This window comes from Paenibacillus pectinilyticus (genome assembly GCF_001700435.1).
Classification (GTDB): domain Bacteria; phylum Bacillota; class Bacilli; order Paenibacillales; family NBRC-103111; genus Paenibacillus_E; species Paenibacillus_E pectinilyticus.
This window is the reverse complement of sequence record NZ_LYPC01000025.1, coordinates 58,945-81,207: the sequence shown is the minus strand read 5'-3', so window position 1 is coordinate 81,207 and position 22,263 is coordinate 58,945. Positions and strand designations below refer to the sequence as shown.

General features: G+C 48.6%; 22 protein-coding genes. 1 reads left to right on the top strand and 21 read right to left on the bottom strand.

Annotation, left to right across the window (positions count from 1 at the left end):
- Nucleotides 1-8: 8 nt before the first annotated feature.
- The 19 genes from A8709_RS20275 to A8709_RS20185 form a co-directional block, all read right to left on the bottom strand.
- Nucleotides 9-902, bottom strand: coding sequence for a flagellar hook-basal body protein (locus tag A8709_RS20275; RefSeq protein ID WP_065854519.1), 894 nt, complete (start codon nt 900-902; stop codon nt 9-11).
- A 28-nt stretch (nt 903-930) separates the two neighbouring features.
- Nucleotides 931-1,929: a rod shape-determining protein gene (gene mreB, locus A8709_RS20270; RefSeq protein WP_065854517.1), complete on the bottom strand. Its 999-nt coding sequence runs from the start codon at nt 1,927-1,929 to the stop codon at nt 931-933.
- Nucleotides 1,930-2,094: 165 nt separating this feature from the next.
- The gene (gene spoIIID, locus A8709_RS20265) at nt 2,095-2,385 is read right to left on the bottom strand and encodes a sporulation transcriptional regulator SpoIIID (RefSeq protein WP_028556953.1); all 291 of its coding nucleotides are present in this window, start codon (nt 2,383-2,385) and stop codon (nt 2,095-2,097) included.
- A 247-nt stretch (nt 2,386-2,632) separates the two neighbouring features.
- Nucleotides 2,633-3,367, bottom strand: coding sequence for a M23 family metallopeptidase (locus A8709_RS20260; RefSeq protein WP_065854515.1), 735 nt, complete (start codon nt 3,365-3,367; stop codon nt 2,633-2,635).
- An 82-nt stretch (nt 3,368-3,449) separates the two neighbouring features.
- Nucleotides 3,450-4,499: a stage II sporulation protein D gene (gene spoIID, locus A8709_RS20255; protein ID WP_065854513.1), complete on the bottom strand. Its 1,050-nt coding sequence runs from the start codon at nt 4,497-4,499 to the stop codon at nt 3,450-3,452.
- A 327-nt stretch (nt 4,500-4,826) separates the two neighbouring features.
- Nucleotides 4,827-6,146, bottom strand: coding sequence for a UDP-N-acetylglucosamine 1-carboxyvinyltransferase (murA, locus tag A8709_RS20250; protein ID WP_065854511.1), 1,320 nt, complete (start codon nt 6,144-6,146; stop codon nt 4,827-4,829).
- Between the two features lie 199 nt (nt 6,147-6,345).
- Nucleotides 6,346-6,606, bottom strand: a complete 261-nt coding sequence (locus A8709_RS20245; RefSeq protein WP_065854509.1) for a DUF1146 domain-containing protein — start codon at nt 6,604-6,606, stop codon at nt 6,346-6,348.
- Between the two features lie 19 nt (nt 6,607-6,625).
- Nucleotides 6,626-9,124 (bottom strand): S8 family serine peptidase, encoded by a 2,499-nt coding sequence (locus tag A8709_RS20240; RefSeq protein WP_065854684.1) that lies wholly within the window; start codon nt 9,122-9,124, stop codon nt 6,626-6,628.
- A 246-nt stretch (nt 9,125-9,370) separates the two neighbouring features.
- Entirely contained in the window at nt 9,371-10,882 is a 1,512-nt protein-coding gene (locus A8709_RS20235) for an NADH-quinone oxidoreductase subunit N (protein WP_065854507.1), read from the bottom strand.
- Between the two features lie 4 nt (nt 10,883-10,886).
- Complete coding sequence (locus tag A8709_RS20230; protein ID WP_065854505.1) at nt 10,887-12,509, bottom strand: complex I subunit 4 family protein; 1,623 nt, start codon at nt 12,507-12,509, stop codon at nt 10,887-10,889.
- Nucleotides 12,499-14,421: an NADH-quinone oxidoreductase subunit L gene (gene nuoL, locus A8709_RS20225; RefSeq protein ID WP_065854503.1), complete on the bottom strand. Its 1,923-nt coding sequence runs from the start codon at nt 14,419-14,421 to the stop codon at nt 12,499-12,501. Before nuoL ends, A8709_RS20230 begins: the two co-directional genes overlap by 11 nt.
- 15 nt (nt 14,422-14,436) lie before the next feature.
- Nucleotides 14,437-14,748 (bottom strand): NADH-quinone oxidoreductase subunit NuoK, encoded by a 312-nt coding sequence (gene nuoK, locus A8709_RS20220; RefSeq protein ID WP_065854501.1) that lies wholly within the window; start codon nt 14,746-14,748, stop codon nt 14,437-14,439.
- A 1-nt stretch (nt 14,749) separates the two neighbouring features.
- On the bottom strand, nt 14,750-15,280 hold the full coding sequence (locus tag A8709_RS20215; protein ID WP_065854499.1) for an NADH-quinone oxidoreductase subunit J: 531 nt from the start codon (nt 15,278-15,280) through the stop codon (nt 14,750-14,752).
- The gene (gene nuoI / locus A8709_RS20210) at nt 15,273-15,725 is read right to left on the bottom strand and encodes an NADH-quinone oxidoreductase subunit NuoI (protein WP_065854497.1); all 453 of its coding nucleotides are present in this window, start codon (nt 15,723-15,725) and stop codon (nt 15,273-15,275) included. Before nuoI ends, A8709_RS20215 begins: the two co-directional genes overlap by 8 nt.
- A 166-nt stretch (nt 15,726-15,891) precedes the next feature.
- Nucleotides 15,892-16,896: an NADH-quinone oxidoreductase subunit NuoH gene (gene nuoH / locus A8709_RS20205; RefSeq protein WP_065854495.1), complete on the bottom strand. Its 1,005-nt coding sequence runs from the start codon at nt 16,894-16,896 to the stop codon at nt 15,892-15,894.
- Nucleotides 16,896-17,996, bottom strand: coding sequence for an NADH-quinone oxidoreductase subunit D (locus A8709_RS20200; protein WP_065854493.1), 1,101 nt, complete (start codon nt 17,994-17,996; stop codon nt 16,896-16,898). Before A8709_RS20200 ends, nuoH begins: the two co-directional genes overlap by 1 nt.
- Nucleotides 17,997-17,999: 3 nt before the next feature.
- Nucleotides 18,000-18,989, bottom strand: a complete 990-nt coding sequence (locus tag A8709_RS20195; protein ID WP_065854491.1) for an NADH-quinone oxidoreductase subunit C — start codon at nt 18,987-18,989, stop codon at nt 18,000-18,002.
- Nucleotides 18,986-19,504: a NuoB/complex I 20 kDa subunit family protein gene (locus tag A8709_RS20190; protein WP_028556938.1), complete on the bottom strand. Its 519-nt coding sequence runs from the start codon at nt 19,502-19,504 to the stop codon at nt 18,986-18,988. The genes A8709_RS20195 and A8709_RS20190 overlap by 4 nt, the downstream gene beginning before the upstream one ends.
- Nucleotides 19,489-19,854: an NADH-quinone oxidoreductase subunit A gene (locus A8709_RS20185; RefSeq protein WP_065854682.1), complete on the bottom strand. Its 366-nt coding sequence runs from the start codon at nt 19,852-19,854 to the stop codon at nt 19,489-19,491. Before A8709_RS20185 ends, A8709_RS20190 begins: the two co-directional genes overlap by 16 nt.
- A gap of 220 nt (nt 19,855-20,074) precedes the next feature.
- Here A8709_RS20185 and A8709_RS34685 point away from each other — a divergent pair, with 220 nt between their 5' ends.
- Complete coding sequence (locus A8709_RS34685) at nt 20,075-20,239, top strand: hypothetical protein (protein ID WP_167357136.1); 165 nt, start codon at nt 20,075-20,077, stop codon at nt 20,237-20,239.
- A 102-nt stretch (nt 20,240-20,341) separates the two neighbouring features.
- Here the strand turns inward: A8709_RS34685 and A8709_RS20180 are convergent, their stop codons facing one another.
- Together A8709_RS20180 and atpD are read right to left on the bottom strand one after the other, a co-directional pair.
- Entirely contained in the window at nt 20,342-20,746 is a 405-nt protein-coding gene (locus A8709_RS20180; RefSeq protein WP_065854489.1) for a F0F1 ATP synthase subunit epsilon, read from the bottom strand.
- A gap of 92 nt (nt 20,747-20,838) precedes the next feature.
- Entirely contained in the window at nt 20,839-22,236 is a 1,398-nt protein-coding gene (atpD, locus tag A8709_RS20175; RefSeq protein ID WP_065854487.1) for a F0F1 ATP synthase subunit beta, read from the bottom strand.
- Nucleotides 22,237-22,263 lie beyond the last annotated feature (27 nt).

Here is a 22,263-nt window from a genome sequence, read left to right as displayed (position 1 = left end):
AGCTAGATTTAGACGCGTCCTACTTCGTTTGCTGCTTTATCCATACTTTTATCATAGGATTGAATGACCTTCTGATTCGCTTCATACGCACGAAGCGCCGACATCATATCGACCATGGATTGCGCAGAATCCACGTTCGAGCGTTCAACAAAGCCCTGACGTACTTCAACTTGGTCGCCTGGTGCGACTTGTGTGATCGTAGCTTCATCCCCTGGATTAATGCGCAGCAGTCCATTCCCCTCACGAAGAAGCAGGTTCGGGTTTTCTGCGCGCGATAGCATTAAGCCAATCGGCTGACCTGTCGCGTTCAAGATCGGACGGCCTTCGCTGTCCATGAACTCACCTTTATTCGTCACTTTGAAGTTAGAGATCGGTTGACCCGCTGCATCTAGTAACACCAAGGGTTGTCCATCTCGTCCCATGACTTGCTCGCCATTCGCATTCACAAGCTGGCCTGCAGCATCTACAGTGAACTTCCCGTTCAAGGAATACCGCTGCTCACCATTCGGGTTCAACACTGTGAATAGCGCTTGTGGTTGGAACGTGCGTTCACCATCGGCATTCACGTATTTACCCGTAGCATCGAAGGTGATGCCGGGCACTTGAATATTCGAGACAAGTGCGAAGTCGAAGGGATTCTGCGTCTCCTGTAAATCACCCTGGGAATGCACAGAAATACTCTCCTCCGAGAACACACCTAAACTCATCTTCCCAAGCGGAGCTGGCGAAGCGCCCTGTCCACCGCGTATGGTTGAGATGAGCATTTCTGGAAACGAACGTGACAAGGCATTGCCCTGTTTAAAGCCTGGCGAGTTCAAATTGGCAATATTATTCGTAATCGTATCATGTCTGCGTTGCTCAGAAATCATCCCTGCCGCCGCGGTATACAGTCCTCTTAACATCTAGTCACCTCTTGGGTAGTCTATCTAACTAAAATTTACGTTTGGTTACTTTATCAAGGTTGTCCAACATAATGCCTGTCCCTTTAACAACACAGGACATCGGATCTTCGGCAATAAGGACAGGTACTTTCAACTCGTCAGCCAGTAATTGATCAAGGCCATGCAGCATTGCGCCGCCGCCCGTCAGAATAACGCCGCGGTCAATGATATCCGCAGATAATTCTGGCGGTGTCCGCTCCAGTACGCTTTTCGCTGCAGTGACGATCGATGAAACCGGATCCCACAGAGCTTCTTGTACTTCGCTGGAATGAATCGTAATCGTTAGTGGAAGTCCGGATACCATATCTCTTCCGCGAATATCCATCTCTTCATCACGCCCGTGTGGATAAACCGTTCCAATTCTCAACTTAATATCTTCGCTTGTCCGTTCGCCGATCAACAGCTTGTACTTATTTTTGATATACTTCATGATCGCGGTGTCGAACTTGTCGCCAGCAATCTTGATGGAGGAGGAGGTGACGATGTCGCCCATGGATAGCACGGCTACATCTGTCGTCCCTCCGCCTATATCTACAACCATGTTACCGCTAGGCTGGAAGATGTCCATACCGGCACCAATCGCGGCTGCCTTCGGTTCTTCTTCCATGAATACCTCTCGGGCACCGCTGCGCTCAGCTGCTTCGCGAATCGCTTTCTGCTCGACCGAGGTAATGTTGGTAGGGGCGCAGATCAGTATTCTCGGATGAGAATACCAATTCTTGCCCCCAATTTTCGCAATAAAATGCTTCAACATCATTTCCGTAATATCAAAGTCCGCAATAACGCCGTCCTTAAGAGGACGAATTGCGATGATGTTGCCAGGCGTTCTGCCTACCATGCGGAAGGCTTCTTCACCGACAGCCAGCACGCGTTTCGTATCGCTTTCAATGGCCACTACGGAAGGCTCATCTAGCACAACTCCGCGACCTTTTACATGAATGAGCACATTTGCCGTGCCGAGATCTATTCCAATATCCTTGCTGAACATTTCTGATTAATCCTCCCTAAACCTACCGTCCATCCCGTGAAGAATCGGCGCTCTTATATACAGTTCTAATTATAAGCTAAATTCGCTATAAATGCATGTTTTCCTCTTTTTCCGTGAAAATTCGACATGACCATATAAAGGAAGCATCTCGGGATGAAGGGTATCTTAGGACTTAACCGTTACTAGGCTTTCAGAAAGCTTCGGATTCCGGGTCTTGCGATACTTGATTTTCGTCGCTTCTCCTCCCCTAAGGTGTCGAATAGACTTGTGATACTCCAAAATGTGCTTCACCTGATTGGCCAGGTCCGGGTTGATTTCCGGTAATCTTTCCGTTAAATCCTTGTGCACCGTGCTTTTGGAAACGCCGAATTCCTTAGCAATGGTGCGAACCGTATTCTTGGTCTCGACGATACAGGTACCAATCTTAATGGTTCGCTCTTTGATGTAATCGTGCACTCCCCTCGCCTCCCTACTCGAGATAGTTTGGTAAAGTATATGAGGGGCATGACTAGATATTCTACGTAACCAAGCCTGACAAGCCCTTTTCCCATATTTATTTTCAAAATAATGGGCAAATTCGGCTTAGGACGCTTAAACCGGCTCTTAATCAGATGAAAAATGTGAAAAAGCAGCAGGAATAGTTCCCCGCTGCCTTCACTTATGTAGGCTAGTCGCCTGTGTAATCGAATTGCTTGAAATTCGCTTATTGCTTCGCGTTCAAGAGCGTTTCTGGATTAATCGCTGCGTTGTCGCTAACTTGACGAACCTCGAAGTGTAAGTGCACGCCGTCTTCTTTTTCGAAATCGTTACGGCCTGCTTTGGCGATGATGTCGCCTTTCTTCACTTCAGCGCCTTTCGTTACCTTCACGTCAGCTAAGCTTTGATACACGCTGATCAAGCCATTGGTATGTGTGATCTCAACAAGGCTACCTACAACTGGATTCTGCTCAACCGCCGTCACTTTACCACCAAGAGCCGCTAGAACGTCGAAGGCTGCGCCATCTTTAGCTTTCAAGTCAATCGCTGTGTGAGGCGTGAGTTGATCATTATAATCGATCATCGCTGCCGACTTCACATCATTGGAAGCATTCGTGTCATAGAAAGGAATTGCAACTTCGACAGCAGCTCTGTCTTTAACAGGCCATTGCATGGCTTCGGCCGTTCCGTTAACCGCAAGAGCATCAGAAGGTGCTTTCGGGTTATCGGTTTGTTCGTTACTGCTAACCTTAATTCCCAGATCTTCTTGGCTGACTGTTTTCGTTCCTGCTCCCTGGTATACCCACATTAAGGTTAAGATAATTGCTGCTGCTGCCACGTATGTCGCTGGGAATACCCATTTCTTAGCAGTCAATCTCTTCCATGCGGATGGTGAACTTTGTGCTCCTTGAACAGTTTTAGGAGCTTCTTCTTTCTGAAAACCTTTGTTATTATCACTCATGGTCATCACCTCATCAACCATTCTTGACACATTCCAAGGTTTTATACTTGAAGAAAGATATTTTTATAGAAACGCTGATAATTTAAGATTTATGAAGAAACGAGGATGCTTTTTCGATAGAGATGCCCGTGTAATAATAGGTTACAATCTCCTCCGCGGTTTTCCCTTCCTTCGCCATGCCGTTCGCCCCCCATTGACTGAGCCCTACGCCGTGACCGTAGCCATAGGTCGTTATAATAATCTGAGAGCCTGCCCACTTCCAAGCGAATTGAGAGGATGCTAGGCCTAGCTTCTCTCGCACTTCGCGTCCTGAGAACGTTTTGCCTCCGATACTGATACTTTTAATCCGATGTCCAGTGGACCACGAGAGTACCTTCATACCCTTCGCGCTTGTATCTAACGTTGCAATACTCGTCACACCGAGCTTCTGCAGCATCGTCTTGTAACTGATCGTGACACTCTCTTGATAGTGAGAGGATAGCTTGATGTCCCACGGGCTGGGCACGCTGCGTAGATAGGGACTTTTGAAAGGCCAATAATCTTCTGAATTCTCGGTATACCCATTGCTAGTAGAGAAAAAAGTGGCATTGATCGGCTCATGATTATAAGTAAGTATCTGATCTTTGGTCTCATCAACAGCCCTATTAATCTTGGCCATGTTGGTTTCATAGGACTTCTTGTCCCACTTCTCTTGAAGCTCTTGATCCGTCAGATAGGCTTGGTGGGCTGTCGTATCTGTGACAAGGGCATTATCCACGGGCATGTTGCTAAAATCCTTCTCTATCACTCTACGCACAACATACGTTCTTGCTGCCATCGCTTGAGCCTTAAGTGCCTCTAGCTCAAATTCAACCGGCATTTCAGCCGCTAACACACCTCTTACATATTGCTCTAGTGGAACCGTCTGAACCGTCGCCTGTTTCGTCAAATACACGGGGATCATAAGACCTTGTTCGGTGCTAGTCTCTCGCAACTGCCCTCCATCGATAGGGGCCGGTGGCAAATGGTCTGCGTTGGGAATCTTTTTGACTAGCAATCCAGGCACAATGATAGTGACACACAACATGGAAGATAAGCAAACAGTCATCCACAGGATGACCCCTTTTCTGAGCACGCGTTTCTTTTTGAACATATTCTAAGCAGCCTCCATAAGCGCGTTTACTAGCAGGAATTTTGGTATGTCTTAGCTTATGAGAGGCGTTGCTAGAATAGAACTTAGAAGAGGCGGGGTCAGGAGGTTGATAGGATGTGTGAAAAAGGAGAGCGTCGATCTGACTGAAGCGTGACTTTCACTAGTAGGACCAAGGTTTTCTGAGGATATACACCTGGTTTTGGGGAGATACCTGCAAATGCATGCTTTTTGGGTAAAAATACTGCTAACCACCCAAAAATGAATGCGCGCTGTCACCTTGCAAATAAAAAAGAACCACCAGGTTCAATCCCTGATGGTTCCTCTTGATTAAGCTAGCGTTGGCTGAATATTGAAAAACCCAAGCTCCGCCGCTTCCTGCTCGATTTCTTGCGGAACCGCTCGATAAATATCGGCGCCCAGTTCGCGCAGCACATCGGTGATGTCAACATAGCCACGATCGATATGGTGGACACCTGTGATCTCAGTCTCACCGTCAGCGGCCAATGCCGCGAGGATGAGCGCTGCTCCAGCACGTAGGTCTGTTGCACAAACCTTCGCACCGCGCAGCTTCGAGTTACCACTCACGATAGCTGTTCGTCCGTCTACTTTAATACTAGCATTCATATTCGCGAATTCTTCCACGTGCATGAAGCGGTTCTCGAACACAGTCTCGGTCACGAGACTCGTGCCATCCGCCACCATTAACAGCGCCATCATTTGCGATTGCATATCGGTTGGGAAGCCAGGATACGGCAGCGTCTTCACGTCTACCGCGCGTAACGGACCCGTAGCCCGAACGCGGATACCGTTCTCATCTTCCTCGATGATGACGCCCATTTCCTGCATTTTCGAAATAACAGGACGGAGATGGTCACCGATCGCACCCTCCATATACAGTTCGCTGCCTGTGATGGCAGCTGCAATCATATACGTACCCGCTTCTACACGATCCGGAATCACCGTATGTACACAGCCACGAAGCTTCTCTACGCCTTCAATGCGAATAACCCCTGTTCCCGCACCGCGAATCACAGCGCCCATCGCATTTAAGTAATTGGCCAAATCAACGATTTCCGGCTCTTTCGCCGCATTTTCAATCGTTGTTGTGCCTTCAGCAAGCGTTGCCGCCATCATAATATTCTCGGTTGCACCTACGCTGGCAACATCCAAATAAATCTTGGCACCCTTCAGGCGCCCTTTTACCTTGGCTTCGATATAGCCTTGACCCAGCTCAATATCAGCACCCATCGCTTCAAAACCTTTGAGATGCTGATCAATCGGTCTCGTACCAATCGCACAACCGCCTGGAAGCGATATTCTCGCTTGACCCAGTCTAGCTAACAATGGACCCATTACGAGGAAAGAGGCTCTCATTTTACGGACTAGATCGTAGGACGCTTCACAGGTATCAATCTGCGCAGCTCTTACACGAATCACCTGACGGTTATATTCGACTTCAATCCCTAAACTTTGCAATACTTTATTAATGACTAGTACATCGTCAAGGGGAGGCGCATCATGGATGACGCTTTCACCTTCCGACCCCAGAATAGAAGCCGCAATAATCGGCAGTACCGCATTCTTTGCTCCGTTGATTTTCACATTGCCAGCTAGCTTTCGGCCACCGCGGACGATAATTTTGCTCATCATGGTCCCTCCGCGCACTTATTTTATAAGACAGGTTTCACACATTTCTTAAGTTTATCATTGGATGCCACATGGACACAACTGTGTTCTTTTGGTAGTCAGAAGTGCCCTACATAGAGTTCGTAACGTATTGCGGTTTTCATTCCGTTCTATTATCCATTGTTGACAACAAACTTCAGCATTATTCGGGAAATAGCAATTAAAACATCTTGCTGAAGCTCATCGAGAGACCTAAATACTGAATGAAAAATCCAGCAACCAGCTGACCCAATCCAATTGAAAGTAAGATTTGCAGCATGATCGCTTGTGCGCCTTTGGGCTTTCTGAGCAAAATATCAAACCGGAACGCCTGCAGCGCCCACCACGCTAATCCGATGCATAGGACATAGACCGCTATGTTGACCATATTCATCAATGACGCATATTGCGCCACGCCACTCCATTTATCCGTCTCGCTCATAAGTCACTCCTCTTCAGTTCTACCGATTCACGACTTTCGCCAACAATGTCACAAACTCAGCTCGTGTTGCCCGATCTTCTGGATGGAAGGTACCGTCGGGAAACCCGCTAATCCAACCGTCGGCTGACATCTGCTTCAGAATGCCCACACCCCAGTACGATTCACTCACATCGCTAAAAGGAGAATTGCCCCGCTTCTTTCCGGTCATATTCATGCTGCGCGCTAGCATTTGCGCCATTTCCATGCGAGTCAGCTTCCCATCAGGATCGAATGTGCCATCGGGGTAGCCGTCGACGATCGACGCTTGAACGGCTTTGGCAACATCTGCATAAGCCCAGTGCGAAGTCGTCATATCGCTAAACTGCAGTTCTTTGCGTTTCGATAAATTTAGCGCGCGCGAAATCACGGTTGCCGCCTCTGCTCGCGTAATCGACTGATTCGGAGCGAAATGGTAATTGCCATACCCGCTGATCAACCCTTGCTCGGTCAGCTGAGTAATCGCGCTCTGCGCCCAATGCCCCGCTATATCGACATACCCGCTAACAAGCCCGTAGCTGTTCAGTTGCAAACGATACATCTGACTCATGAACCATTGGTTGGCTTGGAGCTTGATATAGTACGTCCCTTCAGGCAAAGGCTTCTCAAAATTGAGCTCCGTCGACCCATCACTGCGATACGTACCTTGCTCTTGAAGAGAGCTATTATAGAGGGTTGCATAAACGATCCGTGAGGTTGGGATATTCGTTAGTCTCACTTGAGCCAAACTATTGGAAGTTAATCGGAATTCGAACCAATCAAGATCATCATTTGTGCTAAAAAGACCTTCATACCCCGTATTCATCGCGGCAAATGTAGCTTGATACGATTTATCATTCGGCTCGTTAGGATCAACTAGCTTAGGTGTATACTCGATCTCTAGCGTGTATTCACCCGTAATCGGCCCCGTATAATCCTTCATATTGCTAACACGAATGTAATATTGACCGGGAAGTACGTCCATCAACGAGCTAACCTCCATGCCGCCATCGCCGGCCTGATCGATCGTTGTCGCCTTCTCCCCTTCCTTCTGGATCAATAGCATCGGATCTATGCGTCCTGTATCAGTAGACAACCGAACACGCATCGTACCCGAGTGCTCCAACGGTAAGGCAAACCAGTCGAGATCACCTTTTTGATGAAAGGTTCCTTTAATCGTTTGACTGCGAGCCGGTAGAGTAAACGCTTTGTACTGCTTATCATTATCCTCAAATGGATCGGTATAAATAACAAAATCTGTCCGCAGCGCATAATTTAATGCTGTCTTGCGCGTACGATCAACATTCTCTAACTGTACGTAAGTGCGCCCTTTGGTCACAGCTACTGTGAATGGTTGACCATCGCTCGCGCCAGATCCAGCCACAAAGCTTTGCCCCGAATCGAAGTTCACGCGGATTTGGCCGCTTTCTTCGGGCTGTACCCATAATTGAATGTATCCGTCATAGGTGGCATCAATCGCATACCAGTCCTGATCCTGCCCTGAGCTAAGATTAGCTCTGACCGCAGTATGATTCGGAAGTGAGGCTGCCTGGTTCGCTGACTCGTTCGGCTCAAAGCGATCTTGCTTATACGGCTCTGTCAGCGCCTTCTCGATGTTTAACAAACCGTAGCCCGTCTTTTCGTCCCACCCTTTGGCCATCAAGTCTTGCGCCGTTTGTTCTAGCTGCGAACGCACCTGATATGCCGTCATAGCTGGGTATTTGCCCAAAACCAAAGCTGCCGCTGCTGCCACTTGAGGAGCCGCCATCGAGCTTCCGTCTTGGTACTGATACCCTCCGCCCAAAGCGGTGGTGTATACGTCCCAAGGCGCCATGATATCCAGCTCTGGGCCATAATTCGAACGAGAATCCGCCTTCTTATCTGGACTAACCCCGCCAACTGCCAACACCGTTGAATATGCCGCGGGATATTTCACACTTGTACTCTCATTGCCTACAGCGGCAACGAGCAGCACATTATGATCCTCCGCATATTGCACAACACCTGCTAAGTAATCCGAATATTTATTCAAACCTAAGGATAGTACAACGATTTTGGCTCCATGATCGACGGCATACTTAATACCTTCGCCTAACTTCGCCTCACCGCCAGTTCCATCGGCTTCTAATGCTTTTATTGGCATAATCTTAGCATTGGGAGCAATGCCCGCAATCCCTTTATCATTATTTATCGTCGCCGCGATCAATCCCGCAACGTTCGTTCCATGTCCATTATCATCATATGGCTTCTTGCCAGGCTGGAGTAGATTAACGCCTTCAACCAAACTACCCACTAAATCAGGATGACCTAGGTCCACACCTGTATCAACAACCGCGACCACAATCGGCGAACGCGAATCTCCAGCAGCCGCCCACGCTTGATCGACGCGAATCATATCCAGATAGGTTTGCTTCACCCTCATGGGATCCGTAGATACGGGATAAGCTGCCTCTACGTTCGTCATGAACCCAGTAAGTACGAGGACGAATATCATTACCATCATGGGTCCTACGTATCGAAAAATTTTCATCACATCAGGTCCTTTATCCTAGAATGATTCACTTTGCCATTTACTTATCTATCTATACCACATTAAACATCTTCTCGATACCTATAACGGATTTTCTTCGCAAAAAGTTCAGATCTGACGAAATATTTTTAGAAGTATTTTCTGGGAGTTAGGAAATACTTGGGAAATAGAAAAAGCCTCCCCTACTTCTTACGTAGGGAAGGCCTTTTGGTAACGAATTTACATGAGGATAAAATCCTTTGTCAGGGTAAAGATGCTCTCAATCGCTTTCAACACCACATGTGGAACAACGCCTAATGCCACGCTAATTAGTGCGCACAGCCAAACTGTTATGCCCAGTGGAACGGACACTTTGATCAAAGCAGGCTCGTAATCGCTGCGCATGAACATTTGACGGATAATGCTGAAATAGTAGTAGAACGAAACCACGCTGGTTGCGATCATTAAAGCCCCAAGCCAGTATTGATGGGTCTCCATCGTTCCTAGGATAATGTAGAGCTTACCGAAGAATCCGCCAGACAATGGAATTCCAGCCAAGGATAAAATGAGCAATACCATAGCTACAGCCGTTAACGGTGCGCGGTAGTATAGACCTGCGAAGCCTTTGGCCTCCGTATGCCCTTCCGCCTGCTCAATTATCATCAATACGGCGAAAGCGCCGATGTTCATAAAGACGTAGGCGCTTAAGTAGAAAATGAATTCAGAGAAGTTTCCATAATGCGTCGCCGAGAAGTACGTACCAATCGGAACGAGCAGATAACCTGCATTCGCAATTCCTGAATAGGCGAGTAGCCTTTTCATGTTCGATTGCTTCAAGGCAATGAAATTACCCGTCACCATGGCAACAGCGGCCATAACGGAGATCGCTAGGAACACATCCGATTGCAAATGGGTATTCTCGAAGGTGTTAAAGCCAAACAACACGTAGAACACACGGAACAAGATGGCGAAGCCGGCTGCTTTGGAGACGACAGCCAAGAATGCCGTAACAGGTGTTGGCGCACCTTCGTAAACATCTGGTGCCCAGCTGTGAAACGGCGCTGCCGCAATCTTGAAGCCAAAGCCCGCCAACAGCATGAAGAAGGCAACGTAGAGCAATGGCTCATACGAGGTTACCAGCGTCGGGAGAGCCGTGCCAATTTCTTGCAGGTTGGTGGAGCCCACCATACCGTAGAGAAAGGACATGCCGTATAGGATGATTGCGGACGAAATACCGCCCATAACCAAGTACTTGAATGCACCTTCGTTGGATTTGCTATCCTTTTTCTTCATGGCAACGAGCAAGTAAGACGTAATGCTCAGTAATTCTAATCCTACGTAAAGTGTAATCATGTCCCCTGAAGAGGACATAATCATGGCACCTAACGCAGCAGGCAGATAAAAATAATAGTACTCGCCGACATGCGGAATGCTATCCTCTTTCACGAAGCCTAAGCTCATGAAAACGATGAGTCCCGTTCCGACTAAGGTACACAATTTAAGAATGTTAGAGAAATCGTCGATGCGATAGCTCTGATTCAACAGCTGAATCGCTTCATCCGGATTCAGTTGCAGCACAACGAAGACGGCGGAAACCGCGATACCGACGAGTGTCAACCACCCGATAATCGAACGGCTGAAGCGGTTCGGCAGAACCAAATCCAAGAGAGATAGGATGATCGCCGTAGCAATCAGCGCAAGCTCAGGGAGCAGATGCGTCAAATCAGCAACATGGAGTCTAATCTGTTCCACTGGACTAACCTCCTATCTTCCCGGCTACGCTATGGATCAATTGATCCAAGCTGCCAATGGTTTGTTGAAGCGGCTGACTCAGCACGCTTGGGTACACACCCAACAAGAGAATGAATGCGACCAACGTAATCATCGGCACCGCCTCGATTAAGCGCGCATCGCGCATTCCTTGCTGTAACAAACTCGGCTGTTTAGGGCCGAATGTGATGTTCAGCACCCCGCGCAGCACGTACACCGCTGTGAAAATGATACCCAGTGTACCGACGATCGCGTACACGCGGTGATTCTCGAAGAGTCCGAGGAACGCGAGGAACTCGCTGATGAAGCCGGATAAGCCTGGCAATCCGAGCGATGCCATCCCCGCAATCAGCAGAATACCGCTGATGAAAGGGATATTCTTCGCGAGACCGCCCAAGCGATCGAGCTGCGTGGTCTCGGTCCGCTCGTAGATACTGCCGACGAGCAAGAACATCAGTGCTGAGATCAGACCGTGTGAGATGAGCTGGAACACGGCACCTTGCAGACCTGAGATGTTAAACGCAGCAAGTCCGAGCAGGACGATGCCCATATGGCTAATACTCGAGTAGGCCAGCACGAGCTTGAAGTCCTTTTGGACCATCGCGAGCAAGGCGCCATACACGATGTTAATGACACCGAGGAGCGCAAGCACCCACGCCCATTGATGGGCTTCCGCAGGGAAGAACAGAATACCGAAACGGATGAGGCCGTAGGCCCCCATTTTCAGCAAAACCCCGGAGTGAATCATAACAATAGCTGGCGGAGCCTCTGTATGCACTTTCAGCATCCACGTATGGAACGGGAAGATCGGAAGTTTAATACCGAACGCCACAAGCAGCATGATGAATACGGTCCATTTCATACCCTGACTCATGAAGAACGGCGTATTCGCTTGATTCACATAAGCTTCAGGAGCTTGCAGCAGGTTATGCGCAATCGTATGGATGTCACCGCTATAGTAGATGATCGCTTCGGTCTGTGACGGATCCTGATTGAAACCCGCGGTCGTAACCAGAATTAGGAACGCAATCAGCATGATCGCGGAGCCAAGTCCGTTATAAAGCAAGAAGCGATTCGCCGCTTGCTCCCGGTTCATGTAGCCCCATATTCCGATTAGGAAGAACATTGGGACCAGGGTAATCTCGAAGAACAGGAAGAATAAGAAGAGATCCTGTGCCAGAAATACACCGAACATCCCTGTTTCAAGTAAAAGGAACAATATGAAATACGTTTTCCAACGTTTCTTAATGTACACAGACGCTAGTGCAGCCATGGACGATACTAGTGCCGTTAGAAAGACGAGCGGCAACGAAATACCATCGACGGCTAATGAATATTTAAACTCGAAGAAGTAGGACGTGATTTGCTGAATACCCTCATGATTGAGCGGCACTTTAATCCAGTCGAGCGACTCCTTATACTGCAGCGGATCCCCTTGGTAGTTATAGTCGACATACAGCCATGCCGCCAGAATAAGCGGAATCAGCGTTGTGACGATACCCACTGTTTTAATCAAACGGCCTTTATCCCCACGAAGGAAGAGCAGGACCAGTACGCCAAGCAGAGGTGAGAAGGCAATCATACTCAAAATAGGTAAATTAGCCGGCATGTATGAACCTCCTTCCTGCGATGGCAAGTGCCAGAATCAGCATCCCTAATAGCATGATGACCCCATAAGATTGCAGTTGACCATTCTGAAGTCGGGAGCCTAAGCGTCCAAGACTAACAACTGTGAACGCGACCAAGCGTACAATCCCATCAATGACATAAATATCGATCAATTCCAAGATGAACCCTAGTCCACGAAGCGGTTTAACAACGATTGTGTCGTAAATTTCATCGATGAAATATTTGCGATTCAGCAGCGTGTACAACCACGGCATTTTGCTCGAAACAACGTCCCGAGGGATGGTGCGTTTGAGATAAATCAGGTAACCAAGCCCAATACCGAGCAATCCAGCCAACGTGGATAAAATGATAACCGTCCAATTCGCCGCTTCCTCATGGTCTTGCCCTGTTAGCCAGTGGCCGAGCCATTCATTGAATGGCGTATTCACGAAGCCTGCGACAACGGCCAGCACAGCTAAAATGATCAACGGTATCGTCATCGACGCCGGTGATTCATGCGGTTCATGTTCGTGCGCATGAGCATCATCGTCGTGATCGTTAGCAGCATGCGCCTTCGCTCTAGACGATCCCATAAACACGAGGAAGAATAGACGAGACATGTAGAAGGCGGTGAAGAATGCCGCAATAACACCGACCCAGAACAGAAGCTGGTTATGCTCGTAAGCTTCCGTTAAGATCATATCCTTCGACCAGAAGCCTGCGAATGGGAAGATACCGGATAAAGCCAGCGTTCCGATCGCGAAGGTCCAGGTTGTGATTTTCATTTTGCGGGATAAACCGCCCATTTCGTTGATGTCCTGTGTATGAACCGCATGAATGACACTGCCTGCACCCAAGAAGAGCAATGCTTTGAAGAACGCATGTGTAAACAAGTGGAACATTCCTGACGTATAGGACACGCCAATGCCCAGCGCCATCATCATGTAGCCGAGTTGACTCACAGTTGAATACGCGAGGATCCGCTTAATATCGTTCTGCGCGATACCGATCGTAGCTGCAAAAATGGCCGTAAATCCGCCCACATAAGCTACAACGGTCAACGCATCCGGTGACGCATGGAAAATATCAAACGTCCGTGCTACGAGGTACACCCCTGCGGCAACCATCGTTGCAGCGTGGATCAGCGCCGATATCGGCGTTGGTCCTTCCATCGCATCAGGCAACCAGGTATGCAACGGGAACTGACCGGATTTCCCCATCGCCCCGACGAAAATCAGAACAGCAATCCATGTGACGATCATAGGGTCGATTTTACCCGTTGTGAAGGCATTATGTATGGATGTGAAATCAAGCGCATGTCCTGGCATGTAGAGATACAACAACAGGATCGCGATAAACAAGCCCACATCCCCGATGCGGGTGACGATGAATGCCTTTTTGGCGGCAGCCTTCGCCTCTGGCTTGAAGTACCAGAATCCAACGAGCAAGAAGGAACAGACCCCTACAAGCTCCCAGAAGATGTAAAGCTCCAGCATGTTTACCGCAATGACCAGGCCCAGCATGGAGAATGAGAACAGCGCGATATAGCTAAAAAACACGTGAATCCGCTCGTCGCCCTTCATATAGCCTTTGGAGTACACATTGACCAGCAAGGAAACCAGTGTCACGATGACAAGCATAAGGCTGTTCAGGTTAGTAACCTCAAAGCCCATTTTTAGCGTAAAATCACCGACTTGCAGCCAGTTCATTTTATCCCATGTGAAATCCTCGACATTGCCGCCAATCCGCTCGACGAAAATGAGCAAAGCCACAATAAACGAGAGCAGCATCGCAAAGATACTAACGTAAATCCCTAAGTCCTTGAGTTGACGTCCCATCGCCGTGAGCGCTAGAAAAGCAAGCAGCGGAAACAATGGAATGAGCCAGGCGTACTGTGAATAGTCCGATACCATAGCCTTGTTAGCCTCCTAGCGCTTCATAGAATCCAAATCCGTAACTTCGACCGTACCTTTATTTCTATAAATGGTGATCAGAATAGCAATCCCCACTGCCGCCTCAGCAGCCGCAATCGTAATGTTAAAGAGGGAAAAGATTTGACCCGTCAGCGCAGGATGGTCCCCGAGCTTCGAGAAGGCGATCAAATTCAAGTTCACTGCATTGAGCATAAGCTCGATGGAGAGCAGCACGATAACCCCGTTCTTCTTCGTTAGAGCCCCATAAAGACCGATACAGAACAGAATCGCTGCCAGTGTGAGATAGGGGGTAATTAACGTTCCCATGCTAGTCCTCCTCTCTCTTCGCCACAACGATAGCACCAATGAAGGCAACCGTTAGCAGCACAGACATGATTTCGAAGGGAATAACATGCACGTTATAGAGCAGTTTGCCGATTTCGAGCGTATTATCCTTACCCGCATCCAAGCTTCCAGAAGAAACGAAGGTCGATTTCTGAATGGCATAGAACAAGATCCCGAACAAGCCTACCGCGCCCAAAATAGCCAATCCCTCATGCCACGGACGTTTAGGTCCCTCGTCTTCACCCTGTCTGTGCTTCGTCATCATAATGCCGAAAATCATCAGAATGGAGATTGCGCCTGCGTAAATCAGCACTTGCACGAAAGCCACAAATTCCGCTTCAAGGATCACGTACAGACCGGCCAAGCTAATGAACGTAAGGGCTACGGCAATAACCATGTGAACGACTTTGGTAAAAGAGATCATGAAGATCGCTCCGCCAATCGCGAGCAATGCGAAAATGAAGAAGGCCCAGCTTGTGCCACTGGATAGAAAATCGCCAAGTCCATTAAACATCTTTCTTCGCGCCCCCTTTAGGCATCGCCGAATTGTTCTCTTGACGAATGTTTTGCGTGTTGCTGCTCAGCCATTGCATATCTTTGAACAAATCATCCCGACTGAACGAGCTCAGCTCAAAATTGTTCGTCATGACGATGGCTTCCGTCGGACATACCTCTGTGCACAGGTCGCACAGAATACAAATTTCAAAGTTGATGTCGTACGTATCAATGACCTTCCCTTTTTTCTCAGGGTCGGGGTTCGCTTTACCCGTTAACGTAATACACTCCGTCGGACATACACGCGCACATTGATTGCACACAATACATTTCTCAGGATCAAAATATTGAATACCGCGAAAACGATCCGGCATTTTAATCGGAACTTCCGGGTATGCGTAAGTCACTTTCTTTTGAGTCAGGTGCTTAAACGTGAAGCCTAAACCTTTCATAATGCCCTTCATGTGTTTCAACTCCTTAACGTTTTCCAGAGGAAAACTGACTTCGTGCGCATAAATCTAACGGTTGCGATAGGAAAACTAGCATCGTAGGCGTTAAAAAGAAGCTTTCCTCTACACGTATGACTCAAGGTCTTTCGCTCGATCAGGTTAGGCCTATACCTTGCTTTTCTTAAAAGATCGTCATGATGATTGCTGTCAGCAGCATATTGACCAGTGCTAGTGGAAGCAGCACTTTCCAGCCAAAACCCATCAATTGGTCGATGCGAACCCGTGGCAGTGTTGCACGCAGCCAGAACAGGAAGAATACGACCGAAGAGAATTTCAGCAGGAACCAGATGACACCTGGAATGAAATCAAGGAACCCGAATGGCGCATGCCACCCGCCTAGGAAAATTAAGCTGATGAGTGAAGCAATAACGAAGACATACACATACTCCGATAGCATGAAAAAAGCGAAGCGGAAACCGCTGTATTCCACATGATAGCCCGCGACGAGCTCGGATTCAGCTTCCGGTAAATCGAAAGGCGTTCGATTCAACTCCGACACACCGGCAATCACGAAAATGATGAAGCCCAGTATCTGCGGAATGAAGTTCCAGTGCCAGAAGCCGCCTGTTTGGTGATCCACGATGGTATGCAGATTCAAGCTACCTGTCATCATGACCACACCAACAACCGAAATAACCAGCGGAACTTCGTAGCTAATCATTTGTGCTGCAGAACGCATACCGCCAAGTAACGCGTATTTATTGTTCGAAGCCCAACCGCCAAGGATGATCCCGATGGTTGAAATGCCTGTAAGGGCTACATAATAGAGCAATCCCACATTCAAGTTCGCATTAAACATCCGATCCGAGAACGGGATGGTTGCGATGATCGTAAAAGATGGGATAAAGGTAATGATCGGTGCGAGGATGAACAGCTCACGCTCAGCTTTTTTGGGAATCGTATCTTCCTTAATCAGAAGCTTAAACACGTCGGCGACGCTTTGAAGCAGCCCGAAAGGCCCTGTTCGGTTCGGCCCAATTCGCAATTGCATCCATCCGATGACTTTACGCTCAAAATAGATTGCGTAGGTAACAAAGCCCAGAACGAGCATCAGCATCACAATGCCCCAGAATAGGAACACGAGGAAGTGCGTCCACGTAAGACTCTCCTCCAACAGATTAACCATTAGGCATCCACCTCCCCAACGACGATATCGATGCCGCCTAGAATCGTGATTAAGTTCGTCATGGACTCACCAACCAGCAGCTTAGGCAATATTTGCAGATTCACGAAGGACGGTCTGCGGAATTTCAGGCGGAATGGCTCTTGTTTGCCCCGGGAAATAATATAACAGCCGATTTCCCCACGGGGAGACTCGATCGCTGCATAGACTTCACCTTCTGGCGGGCGAATGACACGAGGCACTTTGCCCATCGTTTCGCCACCCTCAGGGAAGACATCTAGGGCTTGTTCTAAAATGCGAAGCGATTGCTTCACTTCTTCCATCCGAATTAAATAACGGTCATAACAGTCTCCGCCATTACGGACCGGCACATCGAACTGGAAGCGGCTGTACAGGCTGTACGGCTGCGTTTTGCGAATATCCCAATCTACACCCGTGCAACGCAAGTTCGCACCGCTAAGGCCATACGCAATGGCTGTATCAGCATCATACTTACCTACGCCTTTGATCCGCGAGAGGAAAATTTCATTGCCGGTGACGAGCGTATGATATTCTTCTAATTTGCCGTACATATAAGGAACGAATTTCCGTACTTTCTCGATCCATCCATCGGGTGCATCCCATTTCACGCCGCCTACACGCATGTAGTTATACGTCAAACGGGCGCCGCACAATTCGTTGAATAGATCGATGATGATTTCACGATCGCGGAATGCGTATAAGAACGGACTCATGGCACCGATGTCCAGCAGGTACGTTCCCCACCACACCATGTGAGAGGCGATGCGCTGCAGCTCCATCACAATTAAGCGAAGGAATTCCGCGCGTTCTGGGATTTCTAATTGCATCATTTTCTCTACGGCGTTCACTAACGCGTAGTTGGTTGTCATCGCCGATACATAGTCCATACGGTCGGTGTACGGGATGATTTGGGTATAGCTGAGGTTCTCAGCCAATTTCTCAGTTCCTCTATGTAGGTAGCCCATGACGGGTATTGCTTCTCGAATGATTTCACCATCCAGCTTGACGATCACGCGGAAAACGCCGTGGGTACTAGGATGCTGTGGACCAACGTTCAACAGGAGCTCTTCTGTCCGTAACACGTGCTACACCTCCGGGTCAAGCGGTTCGTAGTCTTTGCGCAGTGGATGACCCACCCAATCATCAGGCATCATAATGCGTACTAAATTCGGGTGGCCAGGGAAGTCGATGCCAAATAAGTCAAAGGCTTCACGCTCGTTCCAGTCGGCCGTCGGCCATACAGGGGCCACCGAAGGGATGCTTGGGTGCTCACGGTCCGTCTTCACCTTCACACAATACTCGCGCTTGTGTGTAAGGGAAAGCAGATGATACGCCACCTCGAGGTGCGTTTCTTGATCCACACCGGAGAGATTGCGCAGATAATCGCAGCGCAGCTCTTCGTGGTTGCGAAGAGTCAGCGCGGCCTGCGGCCAGCGCGAGCTGTGAATGACGACGTAAGGACGATGCGCGTCCCTTTCGTTGATGAAGGCCTCGACGACGGCGTCTTCGCCTGCCTCGGCCTTCAAGATCTCGACCAACCGATCCAGCAGCGGCTGGTTCGGTGACGGCTCTTTCGGCGCGGCTGGGTCCGCCGATTCGGTCTTGGCGCCGCGTGCTGCGGCACGTGCGGCGCGGGCTTCTGCAGCGGCCTGGGCTTTGGCCGCTGGGTCTTCGCTGCCAGCGTCTGCGGACGCTGGCGTTGTTGCCCCGGCGGGCGCGGGCTTGCCCGACTCCGGAGCTGCCTCTGGCGGAGGCGGCTCGGTGGCTTCTGCTTTACGCTCACCATTACTATCCGCAGGCACTTCGGCTTTGCTTTCGCTGTTGTTCTCTGCACGCACTTCTATGTTGTTTTCGCCGTTTCTCTCTGCACTAGTTACTTCAGCTTTGTTTCCACCGTTGCTCTCTGCAGCAGCTTCCACTTCGCTCTCAGCACTATCTTCAGCCCTAGCCTCAGACAAAGCTGCCTCTTTACTCGCCTCTCTACCTTCCACTTCAGTTCCCGCATTATCCTCAGCCTTACCTTCACCCTCAGAACCCGGAACTACCGTTTCCTCGGGCTTTTTCTCCTCACTCATCGGTTCGTCACCTGCTTCCCAGTCTTCGCCTCATAGCGAATCTTCTCCTGAAGCTTGTTGATTCCATAAATGAGTGCAGCTGGATTAGGCGGACAACCTGGGATGTACACATCCACCGGTACGATTTGATCCACCCCTTTGACAACGGAATACGACTTCACATAAGGTCCACCTGCCGTAGCGCAGGAACCCATCGCGATAACCCACTTCGGCTCAGGCATTTGTTCATAAAGACGGCGCAGCAAAGGAGCCATTTTCTTCGTAACCGTACCTGCCACAATCATGACATCTGATTGCCTAGGTGACGTACGGAAGATGACTCCGAATCGGTCTAAATCATAGTGTGAACCACCTGTTCCCATCATTTCGATGGCACAACAAGCCAAGCCAAAAGTTAATGGCCAAAGCGAATTACTGCGAGCCCATGCTTTTACCTGCTCCAGCGTTGTCATAAATACATTACGGTTAATTTCTTCCCGTTCCTCGGGAGAGATTGACTCTAGACTGAAGTCCATTGCAGCACCTTCTTCTTCCAAGCGTATATTAATCCTATGGCAAGCAAGGCTACAAAAATACACATTTCTATTAAAGCAAACAATCCAAGCTGATTAAACGCAACAGCCCACGGATAGAGGAACACGGTCTCCACATCAAAGATGACGAACATCAAAGCAAACAAATAATAACGAATGTTAAACCGGATCTGCCCTTCACCTACAGGCTCATTACCACTCTCGTACGTCGTGTACTTCTCATCGATGGGTTTACTCGGTCTTAACCATTTGCCAATCGTTAGCGCTACAATGGGGAGGACAACACCTAGCCCAAGAAAAATCGCCACGATTACATAGTTATTTGTATACATCATGTGAATGTAACCGCCTCCATTTCTGATTTGCATTCTTTATCATTTTCTTAGTTTTGGTAATAATCACCTTTATTAGTATATCAAAAAGGGGTATGGGCGTCGACATTAATTCTTCCCGCGTATGAGTAGGATCCCTCAATGGTGGGTAATACTATGCACGGGGCATTGAGGCTCTCGCCGCAAACCCTATTTTAAACCAAGGAAGGAATGATTTCTTATGGCAAATGCATCAAATGCTAATCACCAACATAGAACCAATGACAAAGTCACAGAGACTGGTCGCTATCGCGATGCAGACGGACAAAGTGTAGAATTGACTGCGGGTCAAACGTTCCCTCCCTGCCCGAAAACAGGACAATCCACCACTTGGCATCACGCTTAAAATGAACCCTTCACACTGGCTCCTCTCCTCTGAGAGGGGCTATTTATATGCCCGGTTAAAAGCAAAAAAGCGGAGGAACCGAAGTTCCCCCGCTTGATCTATTTATTTCCCGGACACGCCGATACGATTCACTGCTCTTTGTAAGGAAGCTTCAGCACGTTTGAAATCCACGTTATCTTGCTTGGTATCCGCAAGACGTTTCTCCGCACGGTCTTTCGCTGCCTTCGCACGATCGATATCGATTTGTTCAGGTAGCTCGGCGCTTTCCGCCAAAATAACCACCTTATCCTTGCGCACTTCCATGAATCCGCCGTTTACTGCGATGACTTCGTCTTTAGAGCCCGTTCTCTTCACAGTAATCGGTGCAATTCTCAGTGGAGTGACCAATGGAATGTGATTCGGCAGAATCCCAAGCTCCCCTTCAGTACCCTTCACGCTAACCATGTTCACTTGTTCAGCGTACACTTTGCGCTCCGGTGTAACAATTTCCAGTAGGAATGTACTCACTTGGATTCTCCTTCCTAAACGTTTACCGTAGGTAAACTATCGTAAGCGTTGCTTATCTTTGAGCAAAAACCGTTCTTAGCAAGATGCCAAGCTTACAGTGTTTTTGCTTTCTCGATAGCGTCTTCGATCGTTCCAACATTGTGGAAAGCTACTTCAGGAAGGTTATCGTGTTTACCTTCAAGGATTTCTTTGAAGCTACGCACAGTTTCTTTCAATGGTACATAAAGACCTGGGAAACCGTTGAACGGCTCAGCAACGTGAAGCGGCTGAGACAAGAACAAGCGGAGACGACGCGCACGGTGTACAGTCAATTTGTCCTCATCGGACAACTCATCCATACCCAAGATCGCAATAATATCCAGAAGTTCTTTGTAACGTTGAAGAATTTGTTTAACGCCTTGTGCTGTTCTATAGTGATCTTCGCCAAGTGTTTCTGGCGTCAAGATACGGGAAGAAGAAGCAAGTGGATCTACCGCAGGGAAAATACCTGCTGCAGCAATACTACGCTCCAAGTTCGTTGTTGCGTCCAAGTGAGCGAAAGCCGTTGCAGGAGCCGGATCCGTATAGTCATCGGCAGGAACGTAAATCGCTTGAATGGAAGTAACGGAACCTTTTTTCGTGGAGGTAATACGCTCTTGCAATTGACCCATTTCTGTAGCTAGGGTTGGTTGGTAACCTACCGCGGAAGGCATACGGCCTAACAAAGCGGAAACCTCGGAACCAGCTTGTGTGAAACGGAAGATGTTATCGATGAATAGAAGAACGTCTTTACCTTCTTCATCACGGAAATACTCAGCCATTGTCAAACCGGACAAAGCTACGCGAAGACGCGCGCCTGGAGGCTCGTTCATTTGACCAAATACCATCGCTGTTTTTGCGATAACGCCGGAGTCTTTCATCTCGTGGTAAAGGTCATTACCTTCACGAGTACGCTCTCCAACGCCTGCGAAAACGGAGATACCGCCGTGCTCTTGTGCGATGTTGTGGATCAACTCTTGCATCGTTACGGTTTTACCTACACCCGCGCCGCCGAAGAGACCGATTTTACCACCCTTAACATAAGGAGCCATAAGGTCGATAACTTTGATACCTGTTTCAAGAATCTCTGCTTTTGTCGACAAGTTGTCGAAAGCTGGAGCTTCTTTGTGAATGCCGCTTGTTAATGTACGGTCAACTTCTTCGATTCCATCAATCGGATCTCCCAATACGTTAAACACACGACCTAGTGTTGCTGCTCCAACTGGTACAGTAATTGCAGCTTTTGTATCTGTAGCTACTGCTCCACGCACAAGTCCGTCAGTTGAGGACATTGCGATACAACGAACCAAGTTGTCACCAAGGTGAACAGCTGCTTCGACTGTCATTGTGGAAAGTACGCCATTATCATTTTTTTCAATCTTGATGGCATTCAAGATTTCAGGGAGTTGTCCGCGTTCGAACTCAATGTCGACGACTGGCCCTGTAATTGTTACAACGCGCCCTTTGCTCATGGTTTCCCTCCTAAGAAAAGCTTTGCT